General features: G+C 65.5%; 22 protein-coding genes. 12 read left to right on the top strand and 10 right to left on the bottom strand.

The features are described 5' to 3' along the window. Window positions 1–11: 11 nt before the first annotated feature. Entirely contained in the window at window positions 12–917 is a 906-nt protein-coding gene (locus G6N57_RS02165) for an SDR family oxidoreductase (RefSeq protein ID WP_077738813.1), read from the top strand. A 72-nt stretch (window positions 918–989) separates the two neighbouring features. Here G6N57_RS02165 and G6N57_RS02160 read toward each other — a convergent pair whose 3' ends face one another. From G6N57_RS02160 to G6N57_RS02130, 7 genes are all read right to left on the bottom strand, one after another. After that, on the bottom strand, window positions 990–2,141 hold the full coding sequence (locus G6N57_RS02160; RefSeq protein WP_077738814.1) for a histidine phosphatase family protein: 1,152 nt from the start codon (window positions 2,139–2,141) through the stop codon (window positions 990–992). 180 nt (window positions 2,142–2,321) lie between these two features. Next, a complete protein-coding gene (locus G6N57_RS02155; RefSeq protein ID WP_234815874.1) occupies window positions 2,322–3,806 on the bottom strand; it encodes a histidine phosphatase family protein in 1,485 nt (494 codons plus the stop codon). 21 nt (window positions 3,807–3,827) lie between these two features. After that, window positions 3,828–5,153, bottom strand: a complete 1,326-nt coding sequence (locus tag G6N57_RS02150; RefSeq protein ID WP_234815873.1) for a histidine phosphatase family protein — start codon at window positions 5,151–5,153, stop codon at window positions 3,828–3,830. Window positions 5,154–5,448: 295 nt separating this feature from the next. After that, window positions 5,449–6,897, bottom strand: coding sequence for a histidine phosphatase family protein (locus tag G6N57_RS02145; protein ID WP_077738817.1), 1,449 nt, complete (start codon window positions 6,895–6,897; stop codon window positions 5,449–5,451). Window positions 6,898–7,098: 201 nt separating this feature from the next. Beyond that, a complete protein-coding gene (locus G6N57_RS02140; protein ID WP_077738818.1) occupies window positions 7,099–7,578 on the bottom strand; it encodes a nitroreductase family deazaflavin-dependent oxidoreductase in 480 nt (159 codons plus the stop codon). A 9-nt stretch (window positions 7,579–7,587) separates the two neighbouring features. Further along, a complete protein-coding gene (locus G6N57_RS02135; protein ID WP_077738819.1) occupies window positions 7,588–7,962 on the bottom strand; it encodes a DUF8021 domain-containing protein in 375 nt (124 codons plus the stop codon). Further along, on the bottom strand, window positions 7,962–9,113 hold the full coding sequence (locus tag G6N57_RS02130; RefSeq protein ID WP_077738820.1) for a steroid 3-ketoacyl-CoA thiolase: 1,152 nt from the start codon (window positions 9,111–9,113) through the stop codon (window positions 7,962–7,964). The genes G6N57_RS02135 and G6N57_RS02130 overlap by 1 nt, the downstream gene beginning before the upstream one ends. A 167-nt stretch (window positions 9,114–9,280) precedes the next feature. On the opposite strand from G6N57_RS02130, the gene G6N57_RS02125 reads away from it, so the two are divergent. The 8 genes from G6N57_RS02125 to G6N57_RS02090 all read left to right on the top strand — a co-directional run bounded on the left by G6N57_RS02125 (window position 9,281) and on the right by G6N57_RS02090 (window position 17,260). Continuing rightward, window positions 9,281–10,549 (top strand): cytochrome P450, encoded by a 1,269-nt coding sequence (locus G6N57_RS02125; RefSeq protein ID WP_077738821.1) that lies wholly within the window; start codon window positions 9,281–9,283, stop codon window positions 10,547–10,549. Between the two features lie 46 nt (window positions 10,550–10,595). Continuing rightward, window positions 10,596–11,600 carry an acyl-CoA dehydrogenase family protein gene (locus tag G6N57_RS02120; RefSeq protein ID WP_077738822.1) on the top strand — a complete coding sequence of 335 codons (1,005 nt, stop codon included), beginning with the start codon at window positions 10,596–10,598 and terminating at the stop codon, window positions 11,598–11,600. After that, window positions 11,600–12,763 (top strand): acyl-CoA dehydrogenase FadE29, encoded by a 1,164-nt coding sequence (fadE29, locus tag G6N57_RS02115; protein ID WP_069426128.1) that lies wholly within the window; start codon window positions 11,600–11,602, stop codon window positions 12,761–12,763. The genes G6N57_RS02120 and fadE29 overlap by 1 nt, the downstream gene beginning before the upstream one ends. Next, window positions 12,760–13,710, top strand: coding sequence for a bifunctional MaoC family dehydratase N-terminal/OB-fold nucleic acid binding domain-containing protein (locus G6N57_RS02110; RefSeq protein WP_077738823.1), 951 nt, complete (start codon window positions 12,760–12,762; stop codon window positions 13,708–13,710). The genes fadE29 and G6N57_RS02110 overlap by 4 nt, the downstream gene beginning before the upstream one ends. Then, window positions 13,707–14,108 (top strand): MaoC family dehydratase, encoded by a 402-nt coding sequence (locus tag G6N57_RS02105; RefSeq protein ID WP_077738824.1) that lies wholly within the window; start codon window positions 13,707–13,709, stop codon window positions 14,106–14,108. The genes G6N57_RS02110 and G6N57_RS02105 overlap by 4 nt, the downstream gene beginning before the upstream one ends. After that, window positions 14,108–15,265: a 17-hydroxy-3-oxo-4-pregnene-20-carboxyl-CoA lyase gene (locus G6N57_RS02100; RefSeq protein ID WP_077738825.1), complete on the top strand. Its 1,158-nt coding sequence runs from the start codon at window positions 14,108–14,110 to the stop codon at window positions 15,263–15,265. Before G6N57_RS02105 ends, G6N57_RS02100 begins: the two co-directional genes overlap by 1 nt. A 75-nt stretch (window positions 15,266–15,340) precedes the next feature. Beyond that, window positions 15,341–16,438, top strand: coding sequence for a hypothetical protein (locus G6N57_RS02095; RefSeq protein ID WP_077738826.1), 1,098 nt, complete (start codon window positions 15,341–15,343; stop codon window positions 16,436–16,438). Between the two features lie 21 nt (window positions 16,439–16,459). Beyond that, window positions 16,460–17,260, top strand: coding sequence for a hypothetical protein (locus tag G6N57_RS02090; protein WP_077738827.1), 801 nt, complete (start codon window positions 16,460–16,462; stop codon window positions 17,258–17,260). Between the two features lie 231 nt (window positions 17,261–17,491). Here G6N57_RS02090 and G6N57_RS02085 read toward each other — a convergent pair whose 3' ends face one another. The 3 genes from G6N57_RS02085 to kstD form a co-directional block, all read right to left on the bottom strand. After that, a complete protein-coding gene (locus tag G6N57_RS02085; protein WP_077738828.1) occupies window positions 17,492–18,337 on the bottom strand; it encodes a type IV toxin-antitoxin system AbiEi family antitoxin in 846 nt (281 codons plus the stop codon). 322 nt (window positions 18,338–18,659) lie between these two features. Further along, window positions 18,660–19,520 (bottom strand): enoyl-CoA hydratase ChsH3, encoded by an 861-nt coding sequence (locus tag G6N57_RS02080; RefSeq protein WP_077738829.1) that lies wholly within the window; start codon window positions 19,518–19,520, stop codon window positions 18,660–18,662. Window position 19,521: 1 nt separating this feature from the next. After that, complete coding sequence (gene kstD / locus G6N57_RS02075) at window positions 19,522–21,204, bottom strand: 3-oxosteroid 1-dehydrogenase (RefSeq protein WP_077741655.1); 1,683 nt, start codon at window positions 21,202–21,204, stop codon at window positions 19,522–19,524. 73 nt (window positions 21,205–21,277) lie between these two features. Here kstD and G6N57_RS02070 point away from each other — a divergent pair, with 73 nt between their 5' ends. From G6N57_RS02070 to dmpG, 3 genes are read left to right on the top strand one after another with little or no spacing between them, the layout of a single operon-like run. Beyond that, entirely contained in the window at window positions 21,278–22,063 is a 786-nt protein-coding gene (locus G6N57_RS02070; protein ID WP_077738830.1) for a 2-keto-4-pentenoate hydratase, read from the top strand. Window positions 22,064–22,073: 10 nt separating this feature from the next. Beyond that, complete coding sequence (locus G6N57_RS02065) at window positions 22,074–22,994, top strand: acetaldehyde dehydrogenase (acetylating) (RefSeq protein WP_077738831.1); 921 nt, start codon at window positions 22,074–22,076, stop codon at window positions 22,992–22,994. After that, window positions 22,991–24,043, top strand: a complete 1,053-nt coding sequence (dmpG, locus tag G6N57_RS02060; protein WP_077738832.1) for a 4-hydroxy-2-oxovalerate aldolase — start codon at window positions 22,991–22,993, stop codon at window positions 24,041–24,043. The genes G6N57_RS02065 and dmpG overlap by 4 nt, the downstream gene beginning before the upstream one ends. Window positions 24,044–24,047: the final 4 nt, after the last annotated feature.

The following is a 24,047-nucleotide window of genomic DNA, read 5'->3' as shown; positions in this document are numbered from 1 at the left end:
GAGACATCACAATGGGATTGCTCGACGGCCGCGTGGTCATCGTGACGGGTGCCGGTGGCGGTATCGGACGTGAGCACGCGCTCGCGTTCGCTGCCGAAGGTGCCCGCGTCGTGGTCAACGACATCGGGGTCGGCCTGGACGGGTCGCCGGCCGGTGGTGGCAGCGCCGCGCAGAACGTGGTCGACGAGATCGTCGCCGCCGGTGGCGAGGCCGTTGCCAACGGTTCCAACGTCGCCGACTGGGGCCAGGCCGAAGCCTTGATCCAGCAGGCCGTGGATAGTTTTGGCGACCTTCACGTTCTCGTCAACAATGCCGGAATCGTCCGCGACCGGATGTTCGCCAACGCCACGGAAGAGGAATTCGACGCCGTCACGGCCGTGCACCTCAAGGGGCACTTCGCGACCATGAAGCACGCCGCCGCGTACTGGCGGGCCAAGTCGAAGGCCGGCGAGACGGTCGACGCCCGGATCATCAACACCAGCTCGGGCGCGGGGCTGCAGGGCAGCGTCGGCCAGGCCACCTACAGTGCCTCCAAGGCCGGCATCGCCGCGCTGACGCTGGTGGCCGCGGCCGAGATGGGGCGCTACGGCGTCACCGTCAACGGCATCGCACCCTCGGCCCGCACCCGCATGACCGAGACCGTCTTCGCCGACATGATGGCCACCCAGGACCAGGCCTTCGACGCCATGGCCGCGGAAAACATCTCCCCGCTGGTGGTGTGGCTGGGCAGCGTGGAGTCGAAGGACGTCACGGGCAAGATGTTCGAGCTCGAGGGCGGCAAGATCCGCATCGCCGAGGGCTGGGCCCACGGCCCGCAGATCGACAAGGGCGCGAAGTGGGATCCCGCCGAGCTGGGCCCGGTTGTCAATGACCTGCTGGCCAAGGCCCGCCCCGCGGTTCCGGTCTACGGCGCCTGAGTTTCCTCGCCGAACAGACACAAAACTGCTCCAAATCGCTTGATTTGGAGCAGTTTTGCGTCTACTCGTTGGTTAGGCGGCGTCCTTCTCACTCGGCTTGGTCGTGGCCTTCTTGACCGCGTCCTTGATGCTGCGCACCGAGGACGAGACCTGCTCGCGGGTAGCGCCGACGGCTGCGCGCACCTTGCCGCTCGAGCGGTTCAGTGCCTTGACGACACCCGGGGCCGCCTTGTTGCCGTCGCGGAGATCCGTTGCGCCGCCGGATTTCGGCATTTCGGCGATGCCGGCCACCTCGGTCTTGGCGAACTCGTCACTCATGTCTTCGGCCACGTCCTTGACCAGCTGTACGGGCGCGTTGATGACGTCTTCAACCCCGTCTTGTGCGGCCTTGGCGATGGTCGGGAGGTCCCCGGTCTGTAGCGCCTGGCCCACCCGGTAACCGGCGGTCTGCGGTACGACGACGGCGTCCCGCACGTCGACCAGAAGCTTCGTCGGCAAGGCCGGATCCTTGGCCACCTCGACCCCGTTCCAGTTCACCAGGGTCCAGCCGTCTTCCGGATTACCCTCCACCACAACGGTGTCGGTGTTGCTCAGCGGGTGCTCCAACAACAGCATCGGGTCCGGGTTGTCGACATTCATCAACACCCAGAACATGATCGCGCCACCGTGGGAATACACGACAGCGTTGCGAGCACCACTGTCGTAGACGACCTTGAGGGCACCGTCCATGCGGGCATCGAACTCGTTGCCGTCGATCGACCCCGGGATCTGTGCGGACCGGTTGCCCACCATCCAATTCGCTGCGACGACGAGCATCCCGATCCCGGCCACCCGCTCCGGCAGCCCGGCGAGAACGCCGGCCTCCAACTCACGGAAGCCGTGCTCTACGTGGATCGGAAGGCCCAGCTCGTCAGCCATGGGCCCTGCCGTCTGCTGCGTGCGGATGAGGTCCGACGCGTAGATCGCGTCGTAGTCGTTGCCCGCGAGTCGATCCGCTGAATCTCGGGCCTGCTGTTCGCCCAGTTCGGTGAGCGGTGGATTGTCGTCGGTGGTGTTACCCGTCGCGTTTCCTTCGGATTCGGCATGCCTGACGAAGGTCACGGTCATGTTCTCGGCCGCCCAAGCGGGTATCGCCGCACCCAGCAACAACACTGCTGTGGTCGACGCCGAAACGAGTATCCGTCGTACGCGACGTTGCGGTCGCGGGGACAAAGGCTCTGTCATTGATTCTCCGTTTCGAGAGTTGTTGTGCCAGTGCATGTTTACGCCTGTAACAGCCCAAGCGCAGGCGTTTGCATGAGCGGAGAAACAATCTTGAGTGGAGAGCGAGATCGGCCCCTTCGCACGGCGAAGGGGCCGATCCGGTTGTCCTGATCGGTGTTGAGAATGACGCAGGTTGGGGCGCTAGGCGGCATCCTTCGCGGAGGTGTCATCGCCGCGGGTCTGGTCTCCGGCCCGGTCGGTGGCCTTCTTGACCACTTCCTTGAGGTGGCGCACCGAGGACGAGACCTGATCGCGAGTGTTCTCGACCGTGGCCCGCACGCGTTCGGCCGAGCCGGTCACGGCCTTCTTCAGGCCGGGAACCGACTTGTTCCCGTCGCGGAGATCCGTTGCGCCGGTTCGGGCCTTGACCATCGACTGCACCTCGGTCACGGCCGGCTCGGCGGACGATTCGGCCTGTTCGGCCGCTGTGTCACCCGCGGTCCGGACCTCGGCGGTCACCGTTTCGACGGTGTTGTCCGCTGCGGTCTTTACGTCCTCGATGGTCGACGACACCTTCTCGAGCAGTTCGGTCTCGCTCTTGGGGATTGCCTTGTTCACGCGGTCGATGATCTCGGCGTTGATGGCGCGGTTGAACTTGGTCACCGAGAAGCTGGCGTCGGCGATGCTGCGATTGATCGCGGTGGCGATGGTCGCCGGATCGCGCGTGGCGAAGGCATCTGTCACTTGCGTGACTGCGGCATTGAGCTGCCTCGACAGCGTCCGCACCTGGCGCAGCACGTCGACATGGAACGGGGTCTCGGGCCCGATCTCGGTGCCGTTCCAATTGACGACGCGCCAGCCGTCCTCAGGATTGCCCTCCACCACGACGTATCCGGTATTTCGCAGCGGATTGGTCATCAGCCACATCGGGTCCGCATTTTCTGCATTCAAGAAAACCCAGAACATGATGGCGCCGCCGTGGGAGAATGCCGCCACATTTCGGTCCCCGTTGTCGTACATCGTTTGAATTGCGCCGTCCATGCGGGCATCGAATTCGCGCCCGTTGATCGAACCCGGGATGCGCGCGTCGAGGTCACCTTGAAGCCATTTCAACGGAGCCTGTAGATAGCCCTTGACGGCATCGGACTCCGGAGTTCCCTCGTAGATTCCCGCCTCGATTTCCTGGAGGCCGGGGACGACCTGGATCGGCAGACCGAGGTACTCCGCCATCGGTGCGGCGGTCAGCTGGGTGCGGACCATGGTGGAGGCGTAGATCGCATCGTAGTTGTTGTCGCCCAGCACTTTAACGATGTCACGGGCCTGCTGCTGGCCCTTTTCGGTGAGCACGGGGCCCGGCACCGAGGAGTCGGCAACGTTCGCCGCGTTCGCGGTCGACTCGCCGTGGCGGATGAACGTGATCCGCATGACTTCCGCTGCGTGGGCGACCGGAATGGCCAGAAGGAATGCCAGGAACATCATTCCTATGCCCGCGATCGTCGCCCGTATACCCGAGCGTCTGAAATAACTCATTTCGCTGCGTTCTCCAATCGTTGTGTACAGGTGCGGCGAAATGAACGTATGGCGGAAATTTTTGTCAATGTGCAGATGTCTCGTTGTTTGAGACTGATTGTTGCCATTGCGGATTCGAGTGCAAAAAGGTGCCCCAGACCAATCAGTCTGGGGCACCTTTTTGAAAATGCCGACCGGTTAGGCGGCGTCCTTGCTTCCGGCGGTGTCGTTGTCACCCGCCGACGCGTCGGCTTGACCGGTCACCTTCTTGACAGCGTCGCCGAGCTTCTTGATCGACGACGAGACCTGGTCCTGGGCATCCTTGACGGCGGTCCGGACCTGCTCTCCGGTGTTGCCGAGCGCCGTCTTCACACCCGGTACCGCCTTGTTGCCGTCGGACAGATCGGTGGCACGACGGGGCTTGACGATGCTGCCGAGCGTATCGGCGACCTTCGACTTCACCGCGGCGCCGGTCGACGTCTCGTCGGCCGCCGCGTCCGGTGCCGCAGAAAGGTTGCGCGCGACGACGTTGGTATCCACTTCGGCCTTCACGTTGTCCACCTCGGTGGACACCTTCTGCTGCAGATCCTCGGTGCTGGTCGGGATCGCGTTGGTCGTCCGCTTGATGATCTCGGCGTTGATCGCGCGATTGAACTTGAGTACCGAGAAACCGGCGTCGGCGATGCCACGGTTGATCGCGGTGGCGATGGTGGCGGGGTTACCCGAGGCGAAGGACTGCGCCACACTGTTCGCGGCCTGCTGCAACTGTCGGCTCAGGGTCCGGAACTGCAGGCCGAGCTCGTGCTCGAAGGACGGTTCCGGTGCGAACTTCTGCCCGTTCCAGTCCACGAGGGTCCAGCCGTCTTCCGGATTGCCCTCGATGACCACGTAATCGGTGTTGCCCAGCGTGTGCTGGCTCAGCAGCATGCCCTTCTCGGCCAGGCTGAGATTCTTGGCGTTCATGATCGTCCAGAACATGATCGTGCCGCCGTGTGAGAACACGATCGCGTTCCGATCGCCCTTGTCGTACATGGTCTTCAGGGCATTGTTCACGCCATCGTTGAAATCGTGGCCGTCGAAGTCGGTACCCGGCTGTGTGGCGCCGAGGGGATCTTCACCTGGAGGAGTCGGGACCAGGCCTGCCCACTTCAGTGCCGCGAGGATGTAGGCCGTGCCGTAGGTGTCCTGATCCTTGCCTTCCAGGGAGCCTGCGGGGATCTCCGAGATACCGTCGATCACCTGGATCGGTAGACCGAGGTACTGCGACATGGGCGTCGCGGTCTGCTGGGTCCGCAGCATGGTCGACGCGTAGATGGCGTCGTAGTTGTTGTCACCGAGCTTGTCCACCAACGCTTCTGACTGCTGCCGACCCTTCTCGGTGAGGCCGGGACCGGGAATGGTGGTATCGATGATGTGGTTGGCGTTGGCCTCGGATTCGGCGTGGCGCACGAACGTCACCCGCATGACCTCGGCGGCATGGGCGACGGGCATCGCCAGGAAGAAGGCGAGGAAGGCCAGGGCCACACCCCCTAGTAGACTTCGATATCGTGACGCCGGCGCGTCACCTCTGCGGCGGTTCATGTGTTTCCTCCATTGTGGCTGTACGGATTTCACGTGACCTGCCGGTGACATCGCGCTGGCCGGCCATCTGAATTGTCTGGCAACCTGCTGTCAAAGCGACCAGTTATCCCACTGTACGGGAAGGTATTTGACAAAATTTGGGTGCTGTTCTAACCGGTCCGAATACAGCTCAGTCCCCCCTCCTCGTTCGAGGAAGGGGGACTGACCCGGTTGGTATTACCTTGCGCTACCGCCTATTTCACGCCGCGTCTTTGGCCTTCGTCTTGGCCTTGCTGTCGTCGGACTTGTCCGTCTTGGCGGTGCCGGTCAGCTTCTTGACGGTGTCCCTGGCCTCCTTGGCCGAGGACTCGACCCCGCTGCGTACGTCGTCTGCGGCCTGCCTGACTCGGTCACGCACCGCGGAAACTGCCTTGCCCGGCTCCGCCTTGTTGCCATCGGTCAGCTTCGTGGCGCCGGTGGCCACGCGGGTGGTGCTGACCGTGGCCCGCACCGGCTTGGTCGCCTCATCGACCGTCGCCTTGGCGTCATCGGTGACGTTCTCGACGGTCGCCTTGGCGTCCTCGACGGCGGACTGGGCGCCCGCGGCGAGATCGGTGACAGGCGCAACGTCGCTGCCTGCGGTCTTCTCCGTGCTGAGCTTGGAGACCTGAGTGGTCGACTGGCCGATCGATCCGGGGATGCCGGTGATCGCGTTGACCGTGTCGGTCACCGAATCCTTGACGAACTTGACGCCGGCCTCGGCGACGTCCTGCACGCCTTGCGCGCCGGTGGTGACGATGCCCTCGGCATCGAGCGACAGGACCGGAATCCGCATGTTGTAGACGGCCTTCTGCGGTGCCACGATCAGGTCGCGGAAGTTGACGAACATCTGGGTCGGGTAGTTGGCCGCAGCGACCTCTTCACCGGCCCAGCTCTTGAGGGTCCAGCTACCGTCGGCGTTCTTTTCCACGACGACTTCGTCGGTGTTGTTCAACGGATGCTGCACGATCAACAACAGGTTGGGGTTGTCGACGTTCATCATCGTCCACATCATGATGGTGGCGCCGTGGGAGAACACCGCGGCGTCGATGTTGCCGTCACCGTTGGTGTCTTCGGTGTCCTCTTCGACCTGGGTCAGCGCGTTGGTCACGCGCTCGTTGAACTCCAGGCCGGTCTCGCCGCCGGGGACCGGGACGAACTGCAGGCCCATGGTCCACGCCAGCGGGGCGAGGATGTAGCCGATGCGGCCGATGCCTTCGCTTTCGGGCAGGCCCTCGAAGATGCCCGCGCTGATCTCCTGCACGCCGGAGTTCTGCTGAGGGTGGTCCGGATCGAACGTGCCCAGGACCGTGACCGGCAACCCGCGCTTGGCGGCGAAAGGCGCTGCCGTCTCCTGGGTGCGGATCATGGTCGAGGCGTAGAGCGCGTCGAATTTGGTGCACTCGGCGGTGGGGCACTGGGCATTGGCCCAGTCGATCGCCTGCTGCTCACCGTTCGGGCCGCCGTTCTGATTGATCTCGTCATTGGTCAGGTGCGGCCCCGGGGTGCTGGTGTCGATGTACCCGGAGGCATTGCCCTGTGACTCGGCGTGCCGGATGAACGTCACGGTCATGGCCGCCGCGGGCAGGGTCGCTGCCGCGAACAGAGAACACGCCGTCAGGGTGGTGGCGGCGGCACCGGCAGCCCGGCGTCGGGTGGGTCGTTGCATATGGTCTCCAGGTGGTTCACGAAAACGTGGGCTGCCGCTCACTTGGCGTTAACTGTGTGCGCGCTCACAGAACATAATCAAAGAACTGTTCACTCGTCAATTCAGCTACGAAGAGTTGCGTAATTGGCCAGCTCCGCGACACCTGACAAACAGAAAGTGCCCCCGACCTTGCGGTCGGGGGCACTGCTGGTTATCCGGAGATCAGGCCGGGTCGCAGATCACGATCGGGATCTTGCGGTCGGTGTAGGACCGGTAGTTCACGAAGTCGGCATACATGGCGTCCAGCTTGGGCCAGTACTCGTCGCGCTCGGCGTCGGTGGCGTCGCGCGCGATGAGCTCCAGAGTCTCGCGCTTGGTCTGGAACGTCACCCGGGGGTTGGCCACCAGATTCAGGTACCACATCGGGTTCGTGGCCCGTCCGCCCTGCGAGGCGACCAGCACGATGCGCTTGCCCTCCTGCAGGAACAGCAGCGGGCTGTCTCGCTTCTCGCCCGACTTGCGCCCGATCGTGGTCAGGATGCCCACCTCGGCGCCGCGCAGGAACTTGTCGCCGATGCGCCCGCCGGACTTCTTGAAGATCCACGTCTGGGCGCGCGACATCCACTTGATGGCGGTGCCGGTCGATTTCGCGTTGAGCCGTTCGACCTGTTTGGGGCTGAGCGGGCGAGGGGTGTTGGCCATGCGGGGACCTTAGCGGCTGATGAACGGGGTCAGGGACGCGCGGATGTGGTGAATCTTCCCGTCGGACGCGGGGATCAGAAAGGTCTCGTCGACGTGCGAGCACACCCGCCGCCCGAACAGGCGCGGCTTGGTGAGCACGTCGAAACGAGCGCGAATCTGATCTCCGTCGACGCTGAACTCCGGCGTCGTCGTCTTCTCGATCAACTTGAACTGCGGGCCGTTGTTCAGGCTGCGGCGCAGATGATCTCCGTTGCGACCGGTCTTCAGGCCCATCTCGATGCGGATGCAGTCCGGCGTGAACGGGACCGCATCCGCCTGATGGCTCACCAGCGCATCGATGTAGGCCTGGGCGGCCGCGATGCGCTCGGCTTCGCTGAAAGACACTAGATGCGCTCGATGATCGTGCCGGTCGAGAGCGCGCCGCCGGCACACATGGTGATCAGCGCCGTGCTCTTGTCGGTGCGCTCCAACTCGTGCAGAGCCGTGGTGATCAGGCGGGCGCCCGTCGAACCGACCGGGTGGCCGAGAGCGATGGCACCGCCGTTGACGTTGACCTTGTCCATGTCGGCGCCGTGCACCTGCGCCCAGGACAGCACCACCGAGGCGAAGGCCTCGTTGATCTCGACGAGGTCGATGTCGCCCATCTTCATGCCGGCCTTCTCGAGGACCCTCGCGGTTGACTGCACCGGGCCGTCGAGGTGGTAGTAGGTCTCGGCGCCGACGTTGGCCTGGCTGATGATGCGGGCACGCGGCTTGAGGCCCAGCGCCTTCGCCTTGTCCTCGTCCATCCACAGCACCGCCGCGGCGCCGTCGGAGATCTGCGACGACGTGCCCGCGGTGTGGATGCCGCCCTCCATCACCGGCTTCAGCCCGGCCAGGCCCTCGGCGGTGGTGTCGCGCAGGCCCTGGTCGCGGCTGACCGTGTTCCATTCGGCGGTCGGCTGCTTGTTCTCGTCGATGACGGGAGCCTCGATCGGGGAGATCTCCCGGTCGAACCGGCCCTCGGCCCAGGCCTGCTTGGCCTTGAGCTGTGAGGCCAGGCCCAGTGCGTCCACATCGGCGCGGGTGATGCCGCGGCGCTTGGCGATCCGCTCGGCGGCCTCGAACTGGTTGGGCAGATCGATGTCCCAGGAGGCGGCGCGGGCGCCGCCGCCGTTGGCGCCCAGGCCGACGCGGCTCATCGCCTCGATACCGCAGGCGATGCCGATGTCGATGGCGCCGGTGGCGATCAGCCCGGCGACCAGATGGTTGGCCTGCTGGGCGCTGCCGCACTGGCAGTCGACGCTGGTGGCGCCGACGTGCTCGGGCAGGCCGGCGACGAGCCAGGACTGACGGGTGACGTTGTTGGCCTGCTCGCCGAACTGCGTGACGCAGCCGCCGATGACCTGCTCGACGCTGCCGGGGTCGATTCCGGCCTTCTCGATGAGGGCCTTCTGAACGGCTCCGAGGAGCTCGGTGGCGTGGAGGCCGGACAGCCAGCCGTTGCGCTTGCCGATAGGGCTGCGGGTGGCTTCGACGATGACAGGGTTACCCATGAAGTCAGGCTAGAACACGTTTCATTACTCTGACAAGCGCGGATGCATCACTACCTTTGATCTGCGGTCAAGCCGTGTTTCAATGGTCTCAATTGGTACTAGACCACGTTGTTTCAAGCATTGCTGGCTACGCGCACGGCTTGCTGCAGACACTAGGAGTTAGACACATGGGCTGCCCCAACATCCCCAAGGATTTCGACTTCCTCGATTCCGAGCTGAACCTCAAGGGTCTGCCGGTCGAAGAGCTTGCCGAGCTTCGTAAGGCCGAGCCGGTTCGCTGGGTCGACGTCCCCGGTGGCACCGGAGGTTTCGGCGACAAGGGCTACTGGTTGGTCACCCGGCACGAGGACGTCAAGGACGTCTCGCTGCGTAGCGACGTGTTCTCCAGCTCGATGAACGGCGCCATCCCGGTCTGGCCGCAGGAGATGACCCGCGAGGCCGTCGACCTCCAGCGCGCGGTCCTGCTCAACATGGACGCACCGCACCACACCCGCCTGCGCAAGATCATTTCCCGTGGCTTCACCCCGCGTGCCCTCTCGCGGCTCGAGGACGAGCTGAACTCGCGCGCGCAGCAGATCGCCAAGAACGCCGCTGCGTCGAACACCGGCGACTTCGTCGAGCAGGTGTCCTGCGAGCTGCCGCTGCAGGCCATCGCCGAACTGCTCGGTGTGCCGCAGGACGACCGCGACAAGCTGTTCCGCTGGTCCAACGAGATGACCGCCGGCGACGATCCCGAGTACGCCGACGTCGACCCGGCCATGTCCTCCTTCGAGCTGATCTCCTACGCGATGAAGATGGCCGAGGAGCGGGGCAAGAACCCGACCGACGACATCGTCACCAAGCTGATCCAGGCCGACATCGACGGCGAGAAGCTCAGCGATGACGAGTTCGGCTTCTTCGTCATCATGCTGGCCGTCGCGGGCAACGAGACCAGCCGCAACTCCATCACACACGGCATGATCGCGTTCTCGCAGAATCCCGATCAGTGGGAGCTTTTCAAGAAGGAGCGCCCGAAGACCGCGGTCGATGAGATCATCCGTTGGGCTACACCGGTTTCGGCGTTCCAGCGCACCGCCAGCGAGGACACCGAGATCGCCGGCGTCAAGATCAAGGCCGGCGAGCGTGTGGTGATGTCCTACCGTTCGGCCAACTTCGACGACGCGGTGTTCGAGGATCCGTTCACCTTCAACATCCTTCGCGATCCCAACCCGCACGTCGGCTTCGGCGGCACCGGGGCGCACTACTGCATCGGCGCCAACCTGGCCCGCCTGACGATCAACCTGATCTTCAACGCGGTCGCCGACCACATGCCCGACCTCAAGCCGGTGGGCGATCCGGAGCGGCTAAAGTCCGGATGGCTCAACGGCATCAAGCACTGGCCGGTTGATTACACGGGTGCGTGCCCGGTCGCCGGCGGGCCGGCGCATCAGGCCTGAGCACACTGACCTACTGAGGCCTTCGACGGATTCAAGGAGGATTCGGGTGGATTTCACACCGAACCCGGAACAGCAGGCTGTCGCCGACGTGGTGACCTCTGTTCTGGAACGCGACAACACCTGGGATGCACTGGTTTCCGGTGGAGTCGCGGCGCTGGGAGTGCCGGAACGACTCGGCGGTGACGGACTGGGTCTGCCCGAGCTGTCGACCGCGCTGACCGAGATCGGTCGGCACGGCACCACCGGCCCGGCGCTGGCCACCGTCGGCCTCGGTCTGGTGTCGCTGCTCGACCTGGCCTCCGATGCTCAGCAGGACCGGTACCTCTCCGGTGTGGCGACGGGCGCGGTGCTCTCGGCGGCGCTCAACGAGCCCGGTCAGTCGCTGCCGGAGCAGCCCGCCGTGAACTTCGCGGACGGCAAGCTCAACGGCACCAAAGTCGGTGTGCCCTACGCCGAGTCGGCGAAGTGGCTGGTGGTCACCGCGGACAACGCCGTGGTTGTGGTCTCACCGGCGGCCGACGGCGTGACCGTCACCAAGACCCCGACGTCCAACGGATCCGACGAATACGTGGTCACCTTCGCCGACGTCGCGGTCGACGCCGCGGACGTGCTCGACGGTGCGAGTGCGCACCGGGTCAACCAGCTGGCGCTGGCCGTTACCGGTGCGTTCGCGGCCGGGCTGGTGGCCGGGGCACTGCGGTTGACCGCCGACTACGTCGCCACTCGTGAGCAGTTCGGTCGCCCGCTGTCGACGTTCCAGACCGTGGCCGCACAGCTGTCCGAGGTCTACATCGCCTCGCGGACGATCTCGCTGGTGTCCACGTCGGCACTGTGGCGGCTGTCCGAGGGCCTTGACGCCGACGAGGATCTCAACATCCTGGGCTACTGGCTCACCTCTCAGGCGGCGCCGGCCATGCGGCTGTGCCATCACCTGCACGGCGGTATGGGTATGGACATCACCTACCCGATGGACCGCTACTACTCCTCGATCAAGGATCTGACCCGACTGCTGGGCGGGCAAGCGCATCGCCTCGATTTGGTGGGAGCGTAATGTTCATCGACCTGACCCCGGAGCAGCGCGCGCTGCAAGCCGAACTGCGCGAATACTTCTCGACTCTCATCACGCCCGAAGAGGCTGCGGCGATGGAGTCCGACCGGCACAACGAGGCCTACCGTGCGGTGATCAAGCGCATGGGCAGTGACGGCAAGCTCGGTGTCGGCTGGCCCAAGGAGTACGGCGGCCTGGGCTTCGGTCCGGTCGAGCAGCAGATCTTCATCAACGAGGCGAACCGGGCCGACATCCCGCTGCCGATGGTCACGCTGCAGACGGTCGGCCCGACCCTGCAGGCGCTGGGTACCGAGGAACAGAAGAAGAAGTTCCTGCCCGGAATTCTAGCCGGTGAAGTGCATTTCGCCATCGGCTACTCCGAGCCCGACGCAGGCACCGACCTGGCGTCGCTGCGGACCACCGCGGTGCGGCACGGCGACGAATACATCGTCAACGGCCAGAAGATGTGGACCACCGGTGCACACGACGCCGACTACATCTGGCTGGCCTGCCGTACCGATCCGACCGCGGCCAAGCACAAGGGCATCTCGATCCTGATCGTCGACACGAAGGATCCCGGCTACTCCTGGACCCCGATCATCCTGTCGGACGGGGCGCACCACACCAACGCGACGTACTACAACGATGTGCGGGTGCCCGCCGACATGCTCGTCGGTGAGGAGAACGGCGGCTGGAAGCTCATCACCACCCAGCTCAACCACGAGCGGGTCGGCCTCGGGCCGGCCGGCCGGATCGCCGGCATCTACGACCAGGTGCACACCTGGGCGTCGAAGCCCGGTTCGGACGGTGTCACCCCGATCGAGCTTGATGCCGTGAAACGCCTTCTGGGGCAGATCAAGTCGATCTGGCGGATCAACGAGCTGCTGAACTGGCAGGTCGCGGCCTCCGGCGAGACCATCGCCGTGGCCGACGCCGCTGCCACCAAGGTGTTCTCCACCGAACGGTTGCAGGAAGTCGGCCGGTTGGCCGAAGAGATCGTCGGCGGTTACGGCAATCCGGCCGATCCGGAAACAGCCGAACTGCTGGTGTGGCTCGACAAGATGACCAAGCGCAACCTGGTGATCACCTTCGGCGGTGGCGTCAACGAGGTCATGCGCGAGATGATCGCGGCGTCGGGCCTGCGGGTGCCGAGGGTGACCCGATGAGCGATCTGCAGGCCGGCATCGACCAGATCAAGGCGGCGGGCAAGAGCGAGCCGCGGACCGGTCGGGATCCGGTGAATCAGCCGATGATTCACCACTGGGTCGACGCCATCGGCGACAAGAACCCCATCTACGTTGACCACGAGGCCGCAAAGGCCGCTGGGCATCCGGGCATTGTCGCGCCGCCGGCGATGATCCAGGTGTGGACGATGGGTGGACTCGGGCAAGGCCGCTCGGATGACGATCCACTGTCGAAGATGATGAAGCTCTTCGACGATGCCGGTTTTGTCGGTGTGGTCGCCACCAACTGCGAGCAGACCTATCACCGGTACCTGCAACCGGGTGAAGAGGTCACCATCCACGCCGAGATCACCGACGTGGTGGGTCCCAAGCAGACCGCGCTGGGGGAGAGCTACTTCATCAACCAGCTCATCACCTGGGCCACCGGTGACGATGAGACCGTCGCCGAAATGAACTGGCGCATCATGAAGTTCAAGCCTCGTGAGGACAGCAAACCGGCTGTTCCCGAGGATCTCGACCCGGACAAGTTGATGCGCCCCTCGTCGTCGCGGGACACCCAGTTCTTCTGGGACGGTGTGAACGCACACGAGCTGCGCATCCAGAAGCGTCCGGACGGTTCGCTGCAGCACCCGCCGGTGCCTGCCGTGTGGGCCGACAAAGATGCCCCGGCCGATTACGTCGTCGCCTCCGGCAACGGCACCGTGTTCAGCTACGTCGTGCACCACGCACCGAAGGTGCCCGGGCGTACCCTGCCGTTCGTCATCGCGCTTGTGGAACTCGAAGAAGGCGTGCGCATGCTCGGTGAGCTGCGCAATGTGGACACCGACAAGGTGCAGATCGGAATGCCCGTGCGCGCAACGTTTATCGACTTCCCGGACAGTGATGTCAGCCCGGCGTGGACCCTCTACGCATGGGAGCCGGCCAAGTGAGCGCCCCCGTCGCCACCGTCGGCACCAAGCTGCCCGAGCTGGCCTTCTACGGTGACCCGACGTTCATCGTGTCCACGGCCATCGCGACGCGCGATTACCAGGACGTGCACCACGACCGGGACAAGGCGCAGGCCAAGGGGTCCAAGGACATCTTCGTCAACATCCTGACCGACACCGGTCTGGTGCAGCGGTACCTCACCGACTGGGCCGGGCCGTCGTCGCGGATCCGTTCGATCGGGCTGCGTCTCGGCGTGCCGTGGTATGCGTATGACACCGTCACCTTCCGCGGTGAGGTGACCGCGATCGAAGACGGTGTCGTAACGGTCAAGGTGACCGGTTCCAATAGCCTCGGTGATCACGTCATCGCCACTGCCACACTGACTTTGGGGGACAACTGATGCTCTCCGGCAAGGCTGCCATCGCCGGTATCGGCGCCACCGACTTCTCCAAGAATTCCGGTCGCAGTGAGCTGAGGCTGGCCGCCGAGGCCGTGCTCGACGCGCTGGACGACGCGGGTCTGGCGCCTTCGGACGTCGACGGCCTGGTGACCTTCACGATGGACTCCAACCTGGAGACCGCCGTGGCCCGGTCCACCGGGATCGGGGACCTGAAGTTCTTCAGCCAGATCGGCTACGGCGGCGGCGCCGCGGCCGCGACCGTTCAGCAGGCCGCCCTCGCCGTCGCCACCGGTGTCGCGGAAGTCGTTGTGGCATACCGGGCATTCAATGAGCGCTCGGAGTTCCGGTTCGGTCAGGTGATGACCGGCCTGACCGTCAACGCCGATTCGCGCGGTGTCGAGTACAGCTGGTCCTACCCGCACGGCCTCAGCACCCCGGCCGCGTCGGTGGCGATGATCGCCCAGCGCTATATGCACGAATACGGCGCCACGAGTGCCGATTTCGGTGCGGTCTCGGTGGCCGACCGCAAGCACGCCGCGACCAACCCGAAGGCGTTCTTCTACGGCAAGCCGATCACCATCGAGGATCATCAGAACTCGCGGTGGATCGCCGAACCGCTGCGCCTGCTGGACTGCTGCCAGGAGAGCGACGGCGGCGTGGCCATCGTCGTCACCACGCCCGAGCGGGCCAAGGATCTCAAGCACCGGCCGGCGATCATCGAGGCCGCGGCCCAGGGCGCGGGCACCGACCAGTTCACCATGTACTCGTACTACCGCGACGAGCTCGGCCTGCCCGAGATGGGTCTGGTCGGCCGTCAGCTCTGGGAGCAGAGCGGACTGTCGCCGGACGACATCCAGACCGCGATCCTCTACGACCACTTCACGCCGTACACGCTGATCCAGCTCGAGGAGCTCGGCTTCTGCGGTAAGGGCGAGGCCAAGGACTTCATTGCCGGCGGCGCCATCGAGCTCGGCGGCCGGCTGCCGATCAACACCCACGGTGGTCAGCTGGGCGAGGCCTACATCCATGGCATGAACGGCATTGCCGAGGGCGTGCGCCAGTTGCGGGGCACCTCGGTCAATCAGGTCGACAATGTCGAGCACGTGCTGGTCACCGCGGGAACCGGGGTTCCGACTTCCGGATTGATCCTCGGATAAAGGTGCATCACCACCCTCGATCGGCACGGTAATGTTTGCTCCGGATGTGCATCACGCGTAGAAGGGGGCCGTGGCATGGGGATGCCGCGCGACAGCAGCCCGTACGGGTCGCAGACGTTGCAGGGACCGGCTTGGCCGAATGTCGATGAGGACCAGCTGACCGCGGCCGCGGCGTCGTATACCAAGGTCGGGACCAAGATCAGCGGCTCCGTCGTTCCTCAGCAGACCAGTCAGCTCTCCAAGCTGACCGGCGAATGGCAGGGCGGTGCCTCGGTGGCCGCCTCGGGCGAGGCCACCACGATGATCGCCGGCCACGAGGCGAATGCGGCTCAGGCGCAGGCCATCGCCACCGCGCTGACCACCATGGCGGCTGCCGTGGTGCAGACCAAGACCACACTCAACGCGGCCGCGGAAGAGGTCCAGCAGGAGGTCATGGCCCTGCAGGCGTTGCCGTTCAGCAACAAGCAGGAGCTGATCGAGAGCCGGATCAAGATGGGGCTCTCCCAGAACATCGCGACGGTTTCGGCTGCCAGCAGCGAGATGGCCAGCAGCTTGGGCACCATCGCCAACCTTCCGCAGGTCGGCACTCCTCCCACGGCTCAGGCGACGCAAGCGGCCCAAAAGGGCAGCGAACAGATGCTGCAGATGATCAGCCAGCTCCCCCAGATGCTGGGCCAGATCCCGCAGATGCTCGGGCAGATCCCTCAGCAGCTCTCCCAGCCTCTGCAGCAGCTGTCGCAGCCGCTACAGCAGCTCACCCAGATGCTGGGGTCCGGCGGTAAGGGCACCGGCGGTGGGCCCAGCCCCTTCTCGGCGTTCTCGAATCATCCGCTGGCCGGCGGGTCTGGGCCGAGCAGTGGCGCGGGTCTGGTCAAGGCGGCGGGGTTGCCCGGCGGCTCGGGTGGTGGCAGCCCGCAGACGCCGCTGCTGTCGAAACTTGTCGGCGGCAATACCGCACCGGTCTCGGTCGACCCCGGTGCCAGCGCCGCTGTGGTCGGCGGCGTCGCGCCGGTCGCGGCCGCCAACGCGGCGGGCGGCATGGGCGGTGGCATGGGCATGATGGGCGGCGGGCAGCGCGCCGGTGGCGGTGGCGGGACGACGACCGGACTGGCCGTCCCGGCTCCGTTGGAACACGAGTTGGGCGACGGAGATGATGACTATGACGATTGGTGATCTGACGCGAGGAGGGGACCGATGACTTCACCGATGCAGACGCCTGGCGCGCTCAACTGGAGCGCCGCCGGCATCGAGTTGCCGGACATGCCGACGATCCAGGCCGGCGAAGACGCCATGAGCATGACCATCGCCGGCATCGTGCCGACTCTGGCGGCGTCGCTGACCACGAACGTGACGGCCCTGTCGGCCAAAGAGAACATGTTCAACGCCAAGCTTTCTGACGCTCAGGGCGCCTACGAGAAAGCCGACGAGGCCGGTGGGCAGGGTGTCGGCCAGCTCGGCCAGATGATGGGTCAGCTGGGGCAGATGGGCCAGATGGCCAGTGCGCCGGCCCAGATGGCGGGCCAGATGGGCGGTCAGTTCGGCTCGCTCATGGAGCCGTTGATGAAAGCCATGGAAGGTGCCAAGGGCGGCGGCTCGGAGAACGGCGGTGCGCCCGGCGCCGGCCAGCCCGGTGGCCCGGGTGGTCCCGGCGGCCCGAACCCGCAACAGCAGCAGGAAGAGCGCGAGGCCAAGCTCAACGAGCGGGACAAGCAGCAGGACGATCGGGAGACAGCGCAGAACGACCGCGATGCCGCCCAGGACCGGCGTGAAGCCGGTCTCGACGCCCGCGAGAGCCAGATGACCGACCGCTCCGGTGGAGCTGCGTCGTCGGCTCCGCATTCGGCACCTCCGGTCACGCATTCGGCTCCGCCCGCCGCGGCCGCGCCGCCTGCTGCAGCCGCGCCCAGCCCGAGCCAGCCGGCTCCCGGCCCGATTCCGGTGGCACCCGAGGCCCCGCGTCATTCCGGTGGGGACGATCTCTGGAAGAGGATGTAGCTGTCTTGCGTATGAACGTCCGTCGGTGATCCCGGCGGGCGTTCTTCGTTTGCGGGATGTCCGCGGACTGTTTGTCGCGCTTCGTCACGCTGGGGTGGCTGTAGGCCGCAGTAGGCACTCCAGCGTGGCCGTCGTCGTCCACAGTCACGGCAGAGTGGCTCGGGATGCGGTCCCCGCTGCCGGCGAGCACCCATTGTCACGCCAGAGTGCCTGCCGAGCGCGACAGCCACGCTAGCGTGATGTTCGGGAGGCTCGCGCGGCATTGACGCGGCGCAGAATGTCCGCCCTGCGTTCACCGGCAGCGACTCGTACGTTGATCCACCCCTGCCGCTGGATGCGCTCTGCCCGTCGCAGATCCCAGTTGTATCGCCAGCTGCTGGCTCGGTGTTCTTCGCCGTCGTACTCAGCCGCGACTTTGATGTCCTCCCAACCCATATCGAGATAGGCGAAGGGGTCGTCTGAGCCGTCGAAAACCGGGATCTGTGTTTGCGGACGGGGGAGCCCTCCGTCGATGAGTATCAACCGGAGCCAGGTTTCCCGGGGAGATTGCCCGCCACCGTCCATCAAATCCAATGCCGTGCGGGCGCGTTGAATGCCACGGCGACGGGCGTATCGCGCTACCAGCAGCTCGACGTCGGCAGCTTTGAGGTCGGTGGCGTGTGAGAGTGCGTCGAGCGCTGCGACTCCGTCGGCGCGCGGATACCAACTCCCGATGTCGAGCGCAGTACGTGCCACTGAGGTGATCGGTACTCCGTCGACCCAAACAATCTCATCATCTTCAATTGCCTCAGCCCGAACTCGTAGTCCCGCAAGCGGATTGCGGTTGGAGTGGATCATCTCCAGCGGGGCTTCGAGGTCTACCCACTTGGCACCGTGAACAGCTGCTGCCGAGTTTCCGGCCACGATCCCGCGGCGTCGAGACCATAACCAGCCGGCCTTGGCTCGTATGAGCGGGGTGAGTTCGGTGCCTGGGCTTACGTAGACGTCGCGGAACACTCGCGTGTACCTGGTGCGTAGGGCGCTCTTAGTCAGCTCGCCATTGCACACGGCCTCACTGCCGACGAATGGATCCCCCATGGCGAGAAAGTGTGCAGCGCAATGCCGTATCCGTCACGTCGGTTATCCACAGGCGCCAGCGTGACACTCGTTGTCCACAGCCACGCTGCCGTGACGGATGACTGCGGGACGGGACTGTGCTATCGCGGTTAGCGTCAGCCGACCGAGGCATTCGGTCTGTCACGCCCGAGTGGCTATCGACGTCGGGAGTGGCGCTGGCGTGACGACGGGGATGGCTACCAACTGTGTTCGCCGCCGAATGCAACGCTGGAGTGGCAGTCGGGGTTGACAGCCACTCCAGCGTGACAGAGCCAGGTGAAAGATCAGCAGGTGGAGAAGGTGACTAGGCCGGGACGAGCTCCACGCCCGACAGCACCACGGCGTTGTCCCGCGACGGTGCCGTGAGTACACCGATGAACTTGCCGTCTTGCTTCCAGATGTTGGCCTGCAGGGTCTCGCCGGGGATCACCACGCCGGCGAACCGGGCGCCGTAGGAAGCCACCTGGGAGACGTCACCGTCGAGCAGGTTGTCGACGATGGCCTTGCAGCCGATGCCATAGGTGCACAGCCCGTGCAGGATCGGCCGTTCGAATCCCGCCGCCGCGGCGAAGGCCGGGTCCGAGTGCAGGGGATTGCGGTCACCGCACAGCCGGTACAGCAGCGCCTGCTGCGGCAGCGTCGGCAACGAGATCTCGATATCCGGTGCGCGATCGGGCAATTCGGCTGAGGTCGCGGGTCCGCGCTCGCCGCCGAACCCGCCCTCGCCGCGAGCGAAGATCGACCGTTTGGTGGTCCACAGCACCTTGCCGGATTCATCGGTCACCGTGGATTCGCTGACGATCACGGCGGCCTTGCCCTTGTCCCAGATCTCGGTGAAGCGCTGCACCGACTTGGCGGTTCCGCTGGTCGGGATCGGGCCGGGCACGCTGACGGCCTCGCTGGCGTGCAGCACCTTGGACAGCTCGATGTCGATGCCCGGGAACTGCACCTTGGGCGGCTCGGTCATGTGGAAGCTGGCGGCCACGTTGCCGAACGTCGGCAGCACCTGCGGGGTGTCGTCGATGAGGTAGCGCAGCTCGCGCGAGTCCATCGGGTCCGCGCCGGCACCGAGGCCCAGGTGGTACAGCTGGATGTCGCTGCTGGTCCAGGAGAACTCGATGGGGTCCAGCTCGGCGCCCAGCGCCTTGTCGAGATCGATTGGCATGTCAGCCCTTTCCGGCGATGTCGAGCGCCGCGAGGTATCCGAACGTCATGGCGGGTCCAATGGTGCCGCCGGGGCCGGGGTAGGTGTGACCCATCACCGGTGAGCTGACGTTACCTGCGGCGTAGAGGCCTTCGATCACGGAGTTGTCATCCCGCAGCGCCCGGCCCTTCACGTCGGTACGGATGCCGCCCTTGGTGCCCAGATCGCCCGGCACCATCTTGGCCGCGTAGTACGGGCCGTGCTTGATCTCGCCGAGGTTCGGGTTGGGCTTGTTGGTCGGATCGCCGTAGTAGCGGTCGTAGGCGCTCTCGCCGCGGTGGAAGTCCTCGTCCACTCCGGAGCGGGCGAAGCCGTTGAACCGGTCGATGGTCGCGGCGAACGCGTCGGCGGGAAGGCCGGTCTTGGCGGCCAGTTCCTCGAGGGTGTCGGCCTTGACGATGACGCCGGATTCCAGCCACTTCTTCGGAATGCGCTGTCCGGGCTGCAGACCCGCGAAGATGAAGCGGTCGCGGTACTGCTGGTCGAAGATCAGCCAGGCCGGGATGTTCTCGCCGGGACCCGCGCCCTGGCCGTACTCGCCGCCGTACATGTGGTGGCAGGCCTCGACGTACGGCATCGACTCGTTCATGAACCGCTTGCCGGCCATGTTGACGATGATCGAGCCGGGGGAGTTGCGCTCGGAGAGGGCGAACCACGGCGAGTCGGTCAGCGGGACCGTCGGGCCCCACCACGAGTCCTCCATGAATTCGAGTGCAGCGCCCTGCTTTTCGGCGGCCAGGATGCCGTCGCCGGTGTTGGCCACCGCGCCCACGGTCCACTCGGTGGTGATGGGTGCGCGCTGGTACTTCACCCGCATCTGCTCGTTGTGCTCGAATCCGCCGGAGCCCAGGATCACGCCGCGGCGCGCCCGGATCAGTTGCGGCTCAGCGGTTTCACCCTTGGTGGTGTCACGGACGTAGATGCCGCGGACGACACCGTCCTCGACATAGAGATCGGTCAGGGCGGTGTTCAGCAGGACCGGGACGCCTGCCTTCTGCAGACCGATGCGCAGCGGGGCGATGAGCGCACGGCCCATGCCGACCAGGTTCTTGCCGGTGGCGTTGGCCCAGACGGAGCGGACGCCGACCTTGATGCTGCGCAGCACGCCGCGGGGATGACGCTTGAGCTGGTTGAGCCGGACGTAGTCCTGCTGCATGACCACCATGTTCATCGGCACCTTGCCGTATGGCGGCTCCAGACCCTTCTCGTCAGCCCCGAGCTTCTTGGCGTTGAACGGCTTGGGCTCGACCGAGCGACCGGTGGGCTTGCCGCCCGGGGTCTCGGGGTAGTAGTCGGAGTACCCGGGCACCCAGCACAGCTTCAGCGGGGAGTTCTTGAGGACGAACGACAACATCTCCGGCGAGCGGTCGAGGTAGGTGTCGATCTTCTCCGCGGGCACCACGTCACCGATGATCTTGTGCAGGTAGGTGCGGGCGGCCTCGGGGGTGTCTTTCACCCCGTCACGCTTGAGAATCTCGTTGTTCGGGATCCACACCCCACCACCTGACCGCGCAGTGGAACCTCCATAGTGCGGCGCCTTCTCTACGACTACTGTCGAGAGGCCCTGATGGGCCGCGGTGAGGGCGGCGACCATGCCGGCAGCGCCGCTGCCGACCACGACAACGTCGTACTCCTGTCCAGTCATGTAGAACACGTTATAGAATTGCCGGGCCTGTGGACAACTGCGCCGGTCAAAGAAGCGAGGGGAATTCACCAAAATGCTTAGTGTCGAGGTACGCGACGAGCTCGCGGCCGATCTCGCTCAGGCCGAGCGGAGCCGGGTCCCGATGACGCCGCTGACGGATCGGTATGGCGACATCGACGTGGTGGATGCCTACGAGATCCAGCTGATCAACATCAGGCAGCGGGTCGCCGAGGGGGCGCGCATCATCGGCCACAAGGTCGGGCTGTCCAGCAAGGCCATGCAGGACATGATGGGTGTCGACGAGCCGGATTACGGCCATCTCCTCGACGAGATGGAGGTGTTCGAGAACGTCCCGGTGAAGTCATCGAACTTCCTGTATCCCCGCGTCGAGGTCGAGGTCGGGTTCATCCTGGCCGACGATCTGCCCGGCGCCGGGTGCACCGAGGAGGACGTGCTCGCCGCGACGGCCGCGTTCGCCCCGGCGATCGAGTTGATCGACACCCGCATCACCAACTGGCAGATCAAGTTGTGCGACACCATCGCCGACAACGCCAGCAGCGCCGGCTGGGTGCTCGGGGAGGCGCGGGTCTCGCCCAAGGACATCGATATCTGCAACATCGACGCGGTCCTGACCAACCACGGCGAGGTCGTGGCCGAGGGACGCAGCGATGCGGTGTTGGGAAATCCGGTCACCGCGGTGGCCTGGTTGGCGCGCAAGGTGGAGAGCTTCGGGGTGCGTTTGAAGGCCGGTGACATCGTGTTGCCGGGCTCGTGCACGCGTGCGATAGATGCACCTCCGGGCAGCGATTTCGTCGCTGACTTCGCCGGGTTAGGTTCAGTAAGACTGAGTTTCGAATAAGGGAGCCGATATGGCTGAGAAGGCATCAGTTGCCATTGTCGGGTCGGGCAACATCAGCACCGACCTGCTGTACAAGTTGCTGCGTTCGGAGTGGCTCGAGCCGCGTTGGATGATCGGCATCGATCCGGAATCCGAAGGCCTGGCCCGGGCTCGCAAGCTCGGCCTGGAGACCTCCCACGAGGGTGTGGACTGGCTGCTGGCTCAGAGCGAGAAGCCCGATCTGGTGTTCGAGGCGACCAGCGCCTATGTGCACCGCGATGCGGCGCCGCGCTACGAAGAGGCCGGCATCCGGGCGATCGACCTGACCCCCGCGGCCGTCGGCCCCGGCGTCATCCCGCCGGCCAACCTGCGCGCTCACCTCGACGCCCCCAACGTCAACATGGTCACCTGCGGTGGCCAGGCCACCATCCCGATGGTGTACGCGGTGTCCCGTGTCGTGGACGTGCCCTACGCCGAGATCGTGGCGTCGGTGTCATCGGCCTCGGCCGGCCCGGGCACCCGCGCCAACATCGACGAGTTCACCAAGACCACCAGCGCAGGTGTGCGCGACATCGGTGGGGCCCGCAACGGCAAGGCGATCATCATCCTGAACCCGGCCGAGCCGCCGATGATCATGCGCGACACGATCTTCTGCGCGATCCCCGAGGACGCCGACCACGCCGCGATCACGCAGTCGATCAAGGACGTGGTGGCCGAGGTGCAGACCTACGTGCCGGGCTACCGGCTGCTCAACGAACCGCAGTTCGACGAACCGTCCGTGGTCAATGGTGGAAACCACCTGGTCACCGTGTTCGTGGAAGTGGAGGGTGCCGGTGACTACCTGCCGCCCTACGCTGGAAATCTGGACATCATGACCGCGGCGGCGACCAAGGTCGGCGAGGAAATCGCCAAGGAGCGCCTGGCCGCCCCGGCCGGAGGAGGCCAAGCATGAGTGACATTTTCTTCAACCCCGTGTGGGACGTCCGCATGACCGACACGTCGCTGCGCGACGGGTCGCATCACAAGCGGCACCAGTTCACCAAGGACGAGGTCGGCGCCATCGTCGCGGCCCTGGACACCGCCGGCGTGCCCGTCATCGAGGTCACCCACGGCGACGGCCTGGGCGGGTCCAGCTTCAACTACGGGTTCTCCAAGACGCCCGAGCAGGAGCTGATCAAGCTGGCCGCCGAGACGGCCAAGGAAGCCAAGATCGCCTTCCTGATGCTGCCCGGTGTGGGCACCAAGGAAGACATCAAGGAAGCCCAGAACAACGGTGGCTCGATCTGCCGCATCGCGACCCACTGCACCGAGGCCGACGTGTCGATCCAGCACTTCGGGCTCGCCCGTGAGCTGGGCCTGGAGACCGTCGGGTTCCTGATGATGAGCCACACCATCAGCCCGGAGAAGCTGGCCAAGCAGGCCCGGATCATGGCAGACGCGGGTTGCCAGTGCGTCTACGTCGTGGACTCCGCGGGCGCCCTGGTGCTCGAAGGTGTCGCCGACCGGGTTTCGGCGCTGGTCGCCGAACTCGGTGACGACGCTCAGGTGGGCTTCCACGGACACGAGAATCTCGGTCTGGGCGTGGCCAACTCGGTCGAGGCCGTGCGCGCGGGCGCCAAGCAGATCGATGGCTCCTGCCGCCGGTTCGGCGCGGGCGCGGGCAACGCACCGGTCGAGGCGCTGGTCGGCGTGTTCGACAAGATCGGCGTCAAGACCGGCATCGACTTCTTCGACATCGCCGATGCCGCTGAAGAGGTCGTTGCCCCGGCCATGCCTGCCGAGTGCCTGCTCGATCGCAACGCGCTGGTGATGGGCTACGCGGGCGTGTACTCCAGCTTCCTCAAGCACGCGGTGCGCCAGGGTGAACGCTACGGGGTGCCGGCCCACGAGCTGCTGCTCCGCGTCGGCCAGCGCAAGCTCATCGGCGGTCAGGAAGACCAGTTGATCGACATCGCGCTGGAGATCAAGCGCGAACAGGAAGCTGAGAAGGCGAAGGCCTGACGCT

Source organism: Mycolicibacterium boenickei, assembly GCF_010731295.1.
In the GTDB taxonomy this organism is placed as follows: domain Bacteria; phylum Actinomycetota; class Actinomycetes; order Mycobacteriales; family Mycobacteriaceae; genus Mycobacterium; species Mycobacterium boenickei.
Note: the sequence above shows the minus strand (reverse complement) of the source record. Positions and strands in the feature narration are given on the sequence as shown.